This window comes from Pantoea sp. Cy-640 (assembly GCF_011752635.1).
Taxonomy (GTDB): Bacteria; Pseudomonadota; Gammaproteobacteria; order Enterobacterales; family Enterobacteriaceae; genus Pantoea; species Pantoea dispersa.
In genome coordinates this window covers 34,601-46,774 of the sequence record NZ_VWXB01000006.1, presented here as the reverse complement: position 1 = coordinate 46,774, position 12,174 = coordinate 34,601, and the positions used below count along the sequence as shown (strand labels likewise).

General features: G+C 60.3%; 12 protein-coding genes. 7 read left to right on the top strand and 5 right to left on the bottom strand.

Features of this window, described 5'->3' with window-relative positions:
* Window positions 1-67: 67 nt before the first annotated feature.
* From F3J36_RS16135 to F3J36_RS16125, 3 genes are all read right to left on the bottom strand, one after another.
* Window positions 68-937: a phosphoribulokinase gene (locus F3J36_RS16135; RefSeq protein ID WP_021507441.1), complete on the bottom strand. Its 870-nt coding sequence runs from the start codon at window positions 935-937 to the stop codon at window positions 68-70.
* A gap of 61 nt (window positions 938-998) precedes the next feature.
* Window positions 999-1,217, bottom strand: coding sequence for a YheU family protein (locus F3J36_RS16130; protein WP_021507442.1), 219 nt, complete (start codon window positions 1,215-1,217; stop codon window positions 999-1,001).
* Window positions 1,218-1,219: 2 nt separating this feature from the next.
* The gene (locus F3J36_RS16125) at window positions 1,220-2,236 is read right to left on the bottom strand and encodes a hydrolase (protein WP_058759291.1); all 1,017 of its coding nucleotides are present in this window, start codon (window positions 2,234-2,236) and stop codon (window positions 1,220-1,222) included.
* Between the two features lie 60 nt (window positions 2,237-2,296).
* On the opposite strand from F3J36_RS16125, the gene F3J36_RS16120 reads away from it, so the two are divergent.
* Entirely contained in the window at window positions 2,297-2,899 is a 603-nt protein-coding gene (locus F3J36_RS16120) for a LysE family translocator (RefSeq protein ID WP_088517941.1), read from the top strand.
* A gap of 1 nt (window position 2,900) precedes the next feature.
* On the opposite strand, the gene F3J36_RS16115 is transcribed toward F3J36_RS16120, so the two are convergent.
* On the bottom strand, window positions 2,901-3,881 hold the full coding sequence (locus F3J36_RS16115) for a LacI family DNA-binding transcriptional regulator (protein WP_021507445.1): 981 nt from the start codon (window positions 3,879-3,881) through the stop codon (window positions 2,901-2,903).
* A 234-nt stretch (window positions 3,882-4,115) separates the two neighbouring features.
* On the opposite strand from F3J36_RS16115, the gene tauA reads away from it, so the two are divergent.
* From tauA to tauD, 4 genes are read left to right on the top strand one after another with little or no spacing between them, the layout of a single operon-like run.
* Window positions 4,116-5,096: a taurine ABC transporter substrate-binding protein gene (gene tauA, locus F3J36_RS16110; RefSeq protein ID WP_040679688.1), complete on the top strand. Its 981-nt coding sequence runs from the start codon at window positions 4,116-4,118 to the stop codon at window positions 5,094-5,096.
* A 10-nt stretch (window positions 5,097-5,106) separates the two neighbouring features.
* On the top strand, window positions 5,107-5,874 hold the full coding sequence (gene tauB, locus F3J36_RS16105; RefSeq protein WP_021507447.1) for a taurine ABC transporter ATP-binding subunit: 768 nt from the start codon (window positions 5,107-5,109) through the stop codon (window positions 5,872-5,874).
* Complete coding sequence (gene tauC / locus F3J36_RS16100) at window positions 5,871-6,701, top strand: taurine ABC transporter permease TauC (RefSeq protein ID WP_021507448.1); 831 nt, start codon at window positions 5,871-5,873, stop codon at window positions 6,699-6,701. Before tauB ends, tauC begins: the two co-directional genes overlap by 4 nt.
* Window positions 6,698-7,537 carry a taurine dioxygenase gene (gene tauD, locus F3J36_RS16095; protein WP_166720014.1) on the top strand — a complete coding sequence of 280 codons (840 nt, stop codon included), beginning with the start codon at window positions 6,698-6,700 and terminating at the stop codon, window positions 7,535-7,537. The genes tauC and tauD overlap by 4 nt, the downstream gene beginning before the upstream one ends.
* A 255-nt stretch (window positions 7,538-7,792) precedes the next feature.
* On the opposite strand, the gene F3J36_RS16090 is transcribed toward tauD, so the two are convergent.
* Entirely contained in the window at window positions 7,793-9,697 is a 1,905-nt protein-coding gene (locus F3J36_RS16090) for an ABC transporter ATP-binding protein (RefSeq protein WP_166720013.1), read from the bottom strand.
* 114 nt (window positions 9,698-9,811) lie between these two features.
* On the opposite strand from F3J36_RS16090, the gene kefG reads away from it, so the two are divergent.
* Both kefG and kefB read left to right on the top strand, forming a co-directional pair.
* Complete coding sequence (gene kefG, locus F3J36_RS16085) at window positions 9,812-10,363, top strand: glutathione-regulated potassium-efflux system ancillary protein KefG (RefSeq protein WP_021507451.1); 552 nt, start codon at window positions 9,812-9,814, stop codon at window positions 10,361-10,363.
* Complete coding sequence (kefB, locus tag F3J36_RS16080; protein ID WP_166720012.1) at window positions 10,363-12,165, top strand: glutathione-regulated potassium-efflux system protein KefB; 1,803 nt, start codon at window positions 10,363-10,365, stop codon at window positions 12,163-12,165. Before kefG ends, kefB begins: the two co-directional genes overlap by 1 nt.
* Window positions 12,166-12,174: the final 9 nt, after the last annotated feature.

The window sequence follows — 12,174 nt, the reverse complement described above, 5'->3', positions numbered from 1 at the left end:
AGCCGGGAGCGCGGCCCTGCGCTCCCGATCTCAGCTCCTCCCGGCGAAACTGGCGCGTTAGCCTGCGCTATTCAATGCGTTTTCCCTCAATCAACCGCTGCACCAGCGGCGTCATGATCAACTCCATCGCCAGTCCCATCTTGCCGCCCGGCACCACCAGCGTATTCATGTGGGAAATAAACGAGCCCTGGATCATCGCCAGTAAATAAGGAAAAGCGATGCCCTCCAGGCCGCGAAAATGGATCACCACAAAGCTCTCATCCAGCGACGGGATTTCACGCGCGGCAAACGGGTTCGAGGTATCCACGGTCGGCACACGCTGGAAGTTGAGGTGCGTGCGGGAAAACTGCGGCGTGATGTAGTTGATGTAGTCTTCCATCGAACGCACCACCGAATCCATCACCGCTTCGCGCGAATGGCCGCGCTCGCTGGTGTCGCGCACCAGTTTCTGAATCCACTCCAGATTAACAATCGGTACCACGCCAACCAGCAGATCGACATGTTCCGCCACGTTATGTTGCTGCGTCACCACGCCGCCGTGCAGGCCTTCATAGAACAGTACATCGGTGTTTTCCGGCAGCGGCTGCCATGGCGTAAAGGTGCCCGGCACCTGATTCCACGGCACCGCTTCATCGTAGGTGTGCAGATATTTGCGCGACTGGCCGAGTCCGCTCTGGCCATAGTCGCGGAAAGTCTGCTCCAGCAGGCCGAAGTCGTTGGCTTCCGGGCCAAAGTAGCTGATGTGACGCCCGAGGTCGCGCGCCTTACGAATCGCCATGTCCATTTCCGGACGGGTATAGCGATGGAAACTGTCGCCTTCTACTTCCGCCGCGTGCAGATCCAGCTGCTGGAAAATTTTACGGAAGGCGAGACTGGTGGTGGTGGTTCCGGCGCCGCTGGAACCGGTAACGGCTATGACTGGATGCCTGGCTGACATAACAGCGCTCCCTGTGAAGTCCGGCGATGAGCATTGTTACCACGAATTGCCGCCTGACGCATCAGCCGCGAAATTCACGCCGCGGCATAATATTGACCGATTCATGCAATTCTGACCACACCAGTACCACTTCGCCCTGCTCAAGCTGGCGGCGCACGTCGGCCACTTTCTGCGTCAGGCTGCGCTCCTGCTCGCCATAATCGGTGCCTTCACGCAGCACAAAACTTTCTATCAGGTTTTCCAGCGTTGTCGGGTCGAGTTCTTGCCAGGGAATAATCACAGTTACATATCCAGATAAGTTGAGAGCCAGTCCGGCACGCGCTGCTCCAGCCACATTTTGGGTCGCAGCAGGCTGCCGCCCACGAAGCCGACGTGACCGCCTTGCTGCGTCAGCTGATACTCAATTGTGGCAGACAACTGCTGCGGCTGCGGGATCACCGCATCGGTCATGAAGGGATCGTCTTTAGCATGGATGATCAGCAGCGGCTTGCGCACGCCGGTCAGCAATGGCATGGCGCTGGCGCGCTGATAATAGTCGCGCGCATCAATAAACCCGTGGGCGCGGGCGGTAATCGCATCATCAAACTCACGCAGCCGGCGGAAGGCGCGCAGCTGCGTCAGATCGACCGGCAGCGTGCCCGGCCAGGCGCGCAGTTTGCGCGTGGCGTTTTTCTTCAGCTGGGTCAGCAGGTAGTGCTGATAAAAGCGTGAAAAGCCCACGTCCAGCTTCTGGCTGCACGGCTCCAGCGCCAGCGGCGCGGAGATGGCGACCGCGGCATCCAGCGGGGCCGACGTGCCCTGCAGCCCCAGCAGACAGGCCAGCATATTGCCGCCAAGCGAAACGCCGACCGCCGCCGTCGGCACCGTGCCCCATTCGCGCTGCAGCCAGTGCAGAAAATAGGTGGCATCTTCAGTTTCACCGGAGTGATAGATGCGCTGCAGACGGTTAGGCTCGCCGCTGCAGCCGCGGAAGTGCATGATCACCGCCAGCCAGCCGCGCGCCTGACACGCCTGCATCAGCCCATGGGCATAGGGGCTGCGGAAACTGCCTTCCAGCCCGTGGAACAGCACCATGCGCGGCTTGTGACGTGCCTGTGCCGGATCTTCGCTCCACGCCAGATCGACGAAGTCGCCGTCCGGCAGATCGAGGCGCTGCCAGTGCGGGCGCAGCGTGACGCGCCGGCGCAGCAGGCGCGGCAGCAGCGTTTGCAGATGCGCATTGCCGAAGCCGCGCAGCGGGGTAAAGCGCTCGCCGCTCGGGCGATCAAAATAGCCTGGGATAGTACTTGTCTGATGCATAACTCGCTGATAGCTTCGATGGGTTGTTCGCTTTTCTGGGTGAGGAGCACCCGAATATACATGGAACTGAGTCTTTTTTTATCAATGCTGGGCTTTCTCTGGGTCGCGGCCATCACGCCAGGGCCCAATAATATGTTACTTACCGCCTCAGGTGCTAATTTTGGCTTCCTGCGCACCTTTCCACTGCTGATTGGTATCATGATTGGCATGCAGGTGATGTTGCTGATGGTGGCGTTTGGCATCGGCAGCCTGATTCTGCTCTATCCCTCACTGCATCTGGTACTGAAAGTGGCCGGTAGCCTCTATCTGCTGTGGCTGGCGTGGAAAATTGCCACCGCCGAATACGAAACGCTGGAGACCGACGATGCCAGCGTGAAGCAGATGCCTTTCTGGCAGGGCGGGTTACTGCAACTGATCAACCCGAAAGCATGGCTGATGGCGCTGGGCGCGGTCGCCAGCTTCAGCCTTGCCGGCAGCGCCTATCTGCATTCCGTGGTGGCGATCAGCCTCGGCATGGCGCTGGTGAACGTGGTTTCCGGCGTGATCTGGATGGGTTTTGGCTCGCTGATTGGCCGCCTGCTGCGCAGCCCGCGCGCGTGGAAAATCTTCAACCTCGCCATGGGTGCGCTGACCGCAGCCTGCGTGCTGTTGATCTGGCACTGAGTCAGCTGGAGGCGCGCTCAATGCGCGTCCACGGCAGCACTTCATGCACCACGGCCGCCTGACGCTGGCGGATGCGCGCCAGCAGCAGCTGCACGCTGCGGGCACCCATCTGGTTCATCGGCTGGGCAATGGTAGTCAGCGGAGGGTTGATGCTGCTGGTAAACGGAATGCCGTCAAAGCCGACCACCGCCAAATCCTCCGGCACGCGTAGTCCGGCCTCCAGAGCAGCGTGAATCACGCCAACCGCCAGCACGTCTGACACCGCAAACACCGCATCCGGCCGCTCTGGCTGCGTTAGCAGTTCGCGCAGCGCCGCGCTGCCCGCTTCGCAGGAGATGTCGCTGGCGTAAGCGACGCCGTGCCAGTCAAGCCCCAGCTGCGTGATGGCGTCGCGATAGCCGCTTTCGCGCTGGTGCGAATAGAGATAGCGCATATCACAGTTGACCAGCGCAATGCGCTGACGCCCTTTGCCGGCCAGATAATGCACCGTGTCATAGGCTGCCTGACGGTTATCAATGGTGACGCTGGAGGCGTTCACCGAGGGATCGTACTCCGCACACTGCACCCACGGCGCATCACCAATCAACTCTTTCAGTCCCTGCAGGCAGGCCGCGGCGTCCATGGTGATCACCCCATCCACCACTTTGCCGGCCAGCAGTGCCAGATAGGCGGTTTCGCGCCGCAGCTGTGACGCGGAATTACATAACAGGATGTGATAGCCGTGCGCTTCGGCCTCCGCCTCAATGCCCTGCACCACCCGTGAACAGAACGGATTGGTGATATCGGAAATCAGCACCAGCAACATGTTGCTTTGCGCGGTACGCAGCTGGCGCGCCAGCAGGTTGGGCTGGTATTCGCACACATTAATGGCGGCCAGCACCCGTTTACGCGTATCTGGCCGGACGCCAGGATGCTGGTTTAACACCCGTGAAACCGTGGCTTTCGACACGCCCGCGAGGCGCGCAACTTTCTCAATCGACATGGAGGCCAGTACCGCTGTAAAGGGGGAAAAAATCAAGACGAGATCAATACCACAGTCGGCATGTGAGCGCCTGACATATTTGTTCCGCACCAGCGGTTTTGTATTTGCACTTTTTGCATAGCGTTACCCGATGTTGATCTAAGAACCGATTTTTATTAGGGATAATTTTTAATTCCTTTATGAAATCATTGCTGCTGGCGACACTGCCGTCACGACTCAACATTGGGGTGCATGATGATGGCAGTAACCAAAACAATAAGCGCGGTAGCAGCTGCGTTAGCGCTGATGACCTTTCAGGCGCAGGCGGTCAATGTGACCGTGGCTTATCAGACGTCGGCGGAACCGGCCAAAGTGGCGCAGGCTGACAATACCTTTGCCAAAGAGAGCGGTGCCACGGTTGACTGGCGCAAATTCGACAGCGGCGCCAGCGTCCTGCGTGCGTTAGCCTCGGGCGATGTGCAAATTGGCAACATTGGTTCCAGCCCGCTGGCGGTGGCCGCCACGCAGCAGCTGCCGATTGAAGCTTTCCTGCTGGCTTCACAGCTGGGCAATTCTGAAGCGCTGGTGGTGAAAAAAGGCATCAGCTCACCCAAAGATTTGATCGGCAAACGCATTGCCGTTCCCTTCATCTCCACCACCCATTACAGCCTGCTGGCCGCGCTGAAACACTGGGGCATCAAACCCACCCAGGTGCAACTGGTTAATCTGCAGCCGCCGGCGATCATTGCTGCCTGGCAGCGTGGTGATATCGACGGCGCTTACGTCTGGGCACCCGCCGTTAATGAACTGGAGAAAGACGGCAAGGTGCTGACCGACTCGTCGCAGGTCGGGCAGTGGGGCTCACCGACCCTCGACGTCTGGGTGGTGCGCAAGGATTTTGCCCGGCAGCATCCTGAAGTGGTCACCGCTTTCGCCCGTAGCGCGATTGCCGCGCAGCAGGCCTATATCGCCAACCCGGAACAGTGGCTGCAGCAGCCGGATAACCTCAGCAAGCTGTCGCGCCTGAGCGGCGTGCCGGAAAGTGACGTCCCCGGACTGGTGAAAGGCAATACCTACCTGACGGCGCAGCAGCAGGTGGAACAGCTGGGCAAACCGGTCAACAAGGCGATTGTCGACACCGCACAGTTTCTGAAAGAGCAGGGCAAAGTACCGGATGCCGCCAGTGACTACAGCAGCTTTGTCACCACGCGCTTTGTTGCCCCCTTAGCCAAATAACGGAGGCCTTATGCTCAGCATCACCCATCTCAACGCACGTTACGCCGGGCAACCGGCGCTGCAGGATATCAATCTGCAGCTGGCCAGCCGCGAATTACTGGTGGTGCTGGGGCCGTCCGGCTGTGGCAAAACCACGCTGCTGAACTTGATCGCCGGCTTTCTGCCGCTGGAGTCCGGCAGTATCACGCTGGATGGCAAGCCGGTACGCGGACCGGGCGCAGAGCGCGGCGTGGTCTTTCAGAACGAAGGGCTACTGCCGTGGCGTAACGTCATCGATAACGTGGCGTTTGGCCTGCAGCTGGCGGGTATGGCAAAAGCTGAACGGCACGCGATCGCCCGCCGTCTGATCCGTAAGGTCGGGCTCGAGGGCGCAGAAAAGCGTTTTATCTGGCAGCTCTCTGGGGGTCAGCGTCAGCGCGTGGGGATTGCCCGTGCGCTGGCCGCTGATCCGCAGCTGCTGCTGTTAGATGAGCCGTTCGGTGCGCTGGATGCTTTCACGCGCGAACAGATGCAGACGCTGCTGCTGACGTTATGGCGCGATACCGGCAAGCAGATTCTGCTGATCACCCATGACATCGAAGAAGCCGTCTTTCTCGCCAGCGAACTGGTGCTGCTGTCGCCGGGTCCGGGTCGTGTGGTGGAGCGGCTGAAGCTCGACTTTGGCCAGCGCTTCGCCGCAGGCGAGCCGTGCCGCAGCATCAAATCCGATCCGGCATTTATCGAACGACGTGAGTATGTCCTGAACCAGGTGTTCGCGCAGCGGGAGGCGTTTGTATGAGTGCCGTTATTGATGACAAGCGCCGGACGTCCCGCGTTCGTCGCCTGCGCTGGCCCTTTTCCCGCCAGCTGTCGCTGAGCCTGCTGAGCGTAGCCGTGCTGCTGCTGCTGTGGTGGGGCGTGACCGCGCTGGGGCTGATTGCGCCCTTGTTCCTGCCGCCACCACAGCAGGTGCTGCATAAGCTGCTGGTTATTGCCGGTCCGCAGGGCTTTATGGATGCCACGCTATGGCAGCACCTTGGTGCCAGCCTGACGCGCATGCTGGTGGCGCTGTTCTTTGCCGCACTGATCGGCATTCCGGTGGGCATTGCCATGGGGCTTAGCCCGGCGGTGCGCGGGCTGCTCGATCCGCTGATTGAACTCTATCGACCGGTACCGCCGCTGGCCTATTTGCCGCTGATGGTGATTTGGTTTGGCATTGGCGAAACCTCAAAGATTTTACTGATTTATCTGGCAATTTTCGCGCCGGTGACTTTATCCACCCTGGCCGGTGTGAAGAATACGCAGCAGGTGCGGATCCGTGCCGCTCAGGCGCTGGGGGCGACGCGCGGGCAGCTGCTGCGTTTTGTCATTCTGCCCGGAGCGTTGCCGGAGATTCTCACGGGTCTGCGCATCGGTCTTGGCGTGGGCTGGTCCACGCTGGTGGCGGCCGAACTGATTGCCGCGACGCGCGGGCTGGGCTTTATGGTGCAGTCGGCTGGGGAGTTTCTCGCCACCGATGTGGTGCTGGCGGGCATCGCGGTGATCGCCCTGATTGCCTTTAGTTTAGAACTGGGTTTACGTGCGCTACAGCGCCGACTGACGCCCTGGAATGGAGAACAGCAATGAACGAACGAGTGAATTTTACCGCGCTGGGTCCGCATATCGGGGCGCAGGTCAGCGATGTCGACCTCAGCCGTCCGCTGAGTGACGCGCAGTTTGAGCAGCTTTATCACGGTCTGTTGCGTCACCAGGTGCTGTTTCTGCGCGATCAGCGCATTACGCCGGAGCAGCAGCGCGCGCTGGCGATCCGCTTCGGCGATCTGCACATTCATCCGGTTTATCCGCATGCCGAAGGCGTGGAAGAGATTATCGTGCTGGATACGCATCAGGACAATCCGCCGGACAACGATAACTGGCATACCGACGTCACCTTTATTCAGACGCCGCCGGCGATCGCCATTCTGGCCTCAAAGCTGCTGCCGGAGAGCGGTGGCGATACGCTGTGGAGCAGCGGAATTGCCGCTTACGAGGCGCTGTCAGAGCCGTTCAAACAGCTGCTGAGTGGCCTGCAGGCGGAGCACGACTTTAAGAAATCGTTCCAGGAGTATAAGTACCGTAAGACGGAAGAGGAGCATCAGCGCTGGCAGCAGGCCGTGGCGAAGCATCCGCCGGTGCAGCATCCGGTGATCCGCACCCATCCGGTGAGCGGACGCAAGGCGCTGTTTGTTAATGAAGGTTTTACCACCAGGCTGCTGGGTGTAAGCGAGAAGGAGAGCGAGGCGCTGCTAGGCTATCTGTTTGCGCACGCCACCAAACCGGAGTTTCAGGTGCGCTGGCGCTGGCAGCCGAACGATGTGGCAATCTGGGATAACCGCGTGACGCAGCATTATGCCAACGCGGATTATTATCCGGCGCGGCGCGTGATGCATCGCGCGACGGTGTTAGGGGATGTGCCGGTGTGATTTCGGAGCGTTGATTGCCCTCACCCCAACCCTCTCCCGCCAGCGGGAGAGGGGGCCGACCGTGCGTAGCAGGTAAGGCGGATTAAGGTTTGTTCCCTCTCCCGCCAGCGGGAGAGGGGGCCGACGGTGCGTAGCAGGTAAGACGGATTAAGGTTTGTTCCCTCTCCTGTGGGAGGAGGTTGTTCCAGCGTGGGAGTAAGGTTTATTCCCTCTCCCTATGGGAGAGGGTCAGGGTGAGGGCATCATCGCGCACCTTTACCCCGCGAGCATCTGCTCCAGCTGCTCCTGCGCCTCCAGCCACGCCATTTCGACCTCTTCCAGCGCCGATTTGCTCTCCGCCTGGCGCTGCAGGGCGGCGGTTAAATCGGCCTTACGGTTTTGCTCGTAAATGGCGCTGTCGGCCAGCTGTGCTTCGGCTTCGCTGAGCTGCGTCTGCCATTTGGCCATCTGCTTCTCCAGCTTTTCGATCTCTTTGCGCAGCGGCTGCGTCTGCGCGCGCAGCTCGGCGTCGCGGCGCTTCTGATCTTTGCGGGACTGCGCGCTGTTGGCGTTGTCCTGCTTCGGCGCGGCATCCTGCTGCGTTTCCTGCTTCTGCAGGTCGCTCAGCCACTGCTGATAATCATCCAGATCGCCCTCGAACACATCCACTTTGTGGTCGTGCACCAGGTAAAGATCGTCGGTGGTCGAACGCAGAAGGTGACGATCGTGCGACACCACCACCAGTGCGCCTTCAAAGTCGATCAGCGCTTCGGTCAGCGCCTGGCGCATATCCAAATCAAGGTGGTTGGTCGGTTCGTCGAGCAGCAGCAGATTCGGCCGCTGCCAGACGATCAGCGCCAGCACCAGCCGCGCTTTCTCGCCGCCGGAGAAACGCTCGGTGGCTTCGCTGACTTTATCGCCCTGGAAACCAAAGCCGCCCAGGTAGTCACGCAGCTGCTGCTCCAGCGTTTTCGGGGCGATGCGCGCCAGATGCCGCAGCGGCGACTCATCGGCGCGCAGATACTCAAGCTGATGCTGCGCGAAGTAACCCAGCTTGATCCCTTTCGCCAGACCCACTTTGCCCGCCAGCGGCTCCAGCTCGCCCGCCAGCAGTTTGATCAGCGTGGATTTACCGGCGCCGTTACGCCCCAGCAGGCCGATGCGCGAACCCGGCACCAGGTTGAGTTTGATGGCATCCAGAATCACCCGCTCACCGTACCCCGCCGAAACCTGCTCCATTTTCAGAATCGGGTTAGGCAGGCTTTCTGGCTCGCGGAAGCTGAAGCTGAACGGGTTATCGACGTGCGCCGGGGCAATCAGCTCCATGCGCTCCAGCATCTTGATGCGGCTCTGCGCCTGTTTGGCTTTGGTGGCCTGCGCGCGGAAGCGATCGATGTACTTTTGCAGGTGGGTGACTTTTTCCTGCTGGCTCTGGTACAGCGCCTGCTGCTGCGCCAGTTTGGCTACGCGCTGACGCTCGAACGAGCTGTAGTTGCCGGTGTATTCGAACATCGTCTGCTGTTCGATATGGATGATTTTGTCCACCACCGGGTCGAGGAAGTCGCGGTCGTGCGAGATCAGGATCAGCGTGCCGGTATAACTCTTCAGCCAGCGCTCCAGCCAGATCACCGCGTCGAGATCGAGGTGGTTGGTCGGTTCATCGAGCAGCAGCAGGTCGGAACGGCATACCAGCGCCTGAGCAAGGTTGAGACGCATACGCCAGCCGCCGGAGAAATCGCTCACCGGCCGCATTAATTGTTCCTGGCTGAAGCCCAATCCGTGCAGCAGACTGGCGGCGCGTGCGTGTATGCTCCACGCCTGGATAGCGTCCAGCTTGCCGTGCAGCAGCGCAATGGCGTTGCCATCGTCGCGCGCATTGGCTGCCGCTAATTCGGATTCGAGCTGACGATATTCGCGGTCGCCGTCGATAACATATTCCAGCGCGGCTTTACTCAGCGCCGGGGTTTCCTGATTCACCCACGCCAGCGCCCAGTTGCCGGGAAAGGTGACGTTGCCGGCATCGCTGCTGATTTCACCCTTCAGCAGTGACAGCAGCGTGGATTTACCGCAGCCGTTTTTACCCACCAGGCCGACTTTTTGCCCCGGGTTAATGGTGGCCGTTGCGTTATCCAGCAGCACATTAGTGCCGCGACGGATTTGTAATGCGGAAAAGACAATCATAAGCGCCGTATCGTCAGAATATGTTAATTTATCGGCAACATAATTCGATAATGTTTGTTGCGTCGAGCATGGTAGCGGAATTCCGCCGCGGTGACGACGCTTTGGAGGGGAACGATGTCGCAGCCGCCCAAAATATTGCTGCTTTACGCCCATCCGGAATCACAGGATTCGATTGCTAATCGGGTTTTGCTGCAGTCGGCTATGGAACTGGACCACGTCACGGTGCACGATTTATACGCCCACTATCCGGATTTCTTTATTGATATTCATTACGAGCAGCAACTGCTGCGCGACCATCAAATCGTGGTGTTTCAGCATCCACTTTATACCTATAGCTGTCCGGCACTGCTGAAAGAGTGGCTGGATCGCGTGCTGTCGCGCGGCTTTGCCAGCGGCCAGGACGGTAATGCGCTGGAAGGTAAATACTGGCGCAGCGTGGTAACCACCGGTGAGCCGGAGACGGCGTATCACCACAGCGGCCTCAATCGCTACCCGATGAGCGACATTATGCGACCGTTTGAGCTGACGGCGCAGATGTGTCGCATGCACTGGCTGACGCCGATGGTGATTTACTGGGCGCGTCGTCAGACACCCGAGGTGCTGCGCAATTTTGCGCGCGCCTATGGCGACTGGCTGGCGTCACCGCTGCCGAACGGAGGAGTGTGATGCAAGGCGAAACGTTACTCACCGCCGGCGTGATTTATCTGGTGGCGGCGGTGCTGGTGGTGCCGGTTGCCGCCCGGCTCGGCATTGGTGCGGTGCTGGGCTATCTGCTGGCCGGTATCGCCATCGGCCCGTGGGGGCTGGGCTTCATCAGCGATGTGGACGAGATTCTGCACTTCTCGGAGCTTGGCGTGGTGTTCCTGATGTTCATCATCGGGCTGGAGCTGAACCCGGCCAAGCTGTGGGCGCTGCGGCGCTCTATTTTTGGCGTCGGTGCCGCGCAGGTGCTGGTTTCGGCAGCGATCCTCGGCGTGCTGCTGTGGCTGACCGACTTCAGCTGGCAGGCCGCGGTGATTGGCGGTATCGGCCTGGCGATGTCCTCGACCGCCATGGCGCTGCAGCTGATGCGCGACAAAGGCATGAACCGCAGCGAAGCGGGCCAGCTGGGCTTCTCGGTGCTGCTGTTCCAGGACCTGACGGTGATCCCTGCGCTGGCGCTGGTGCCGCTGCTGGCCGGCAGCGACAGTGGCCACGTCGACTGGCTCAAGGTGGGCATGAAGGTGCTGGCATTCGCCGGTATGCTGGTGGGCGGACGCTATTTGCTGCGGCCGATTTTCCGTTTCATCGCCGCGTCCGGCGTGCGGGAAGTGTTTACCGCCGCCTCGCTGCTGCTGGTGCTCGGTTCCGCGCTGTTTATGGATGCGCTGGGCCTGTCGATGGCGCTGGGGACGTTCATCGCCGGTATTCTGCTGGCAGAGAGTGAGTATCGCCACGAACTGGAAGTCGCCATTGAACCGTTTAAAGGGCTGCTGCTCGGGCTGTTCTTTATTTCGGTGGGCATGGCGCTCAACCTCGGCGTGCTTTATACCCACATCCTTGAAATTCTGATCGGCGTGGTGCTGCTGGTGGCGGTGAAAACGCTGGTGCTCTACGTGCTGGCGCGGATTTATGGTCTGCGCAGTTCGGAGCGTCTGCAGTTTGCCGGCGTGCTGAGTCAGGGCGGTGAATTCGCCTTCGTGCTGTTTTCGGCGGCGTCGTCGGCAAAACTGTTCAGCGGCGATCAGCTGCCGCTGCTGCTGGTCACGGTGACGCTGTCGATGATGACCACGCCGCTGCTGATGCAGGGCGTGGATAAGATTCTGGCGCGCCGCTTCAACGAACCGGAAGAGGACGGCGAAAAGCCGTTTGTCGAGGACGATCAGCCCCAGGTGATTGTGGTGGGCTTTGGCCGTTTTGGTCAGGTGGTCGGGCGTTTGCTGATGGCCAACAACAAGCGCATCACCGTGCTGGAGCGCGATATCTCGGCGGTCAGCCTGATGCGCAAATATGGCTACAAGGTTTACTATGGCGATGCCACCGAGCTCGAGCTGCTGCGTGCCGCCGGGGCGGAGAATGCGCAGTCGATCGTCATCACCTGTAACGATCCGGAAGATTCGATGACTATCGTGCACTTGTGCCAGCAGCACTTCCCGCAACTGGAGATCCTGGCGCGGGCGCGCGGTCGTGTCGAGGCGCATGAGCTGCTGCAGGCGGGCGTCACGCTGTTCTCGCGTGAAACCTTCTCCAGCGCGCTGGAGTTAGGCCGCAAAGCGCTGATATCGCTGGGCATGCATCCGCATCAGGCGCAGCGCGCGCAGCAGCACTTCCGCCGGCTGGATATGCGCATGCTGCGTGAACTGGTGCCGAGCCACGACGACAGCGTGCAGGTTTCACGCGTGCGTGAGGCGCGACGCGAGCTGGAGGACATTTTCCAGCGTGAAATGCAGCATGAAAAACGGCAGTTTGACGGCTGGGATGATGAGTAAGGCTACACT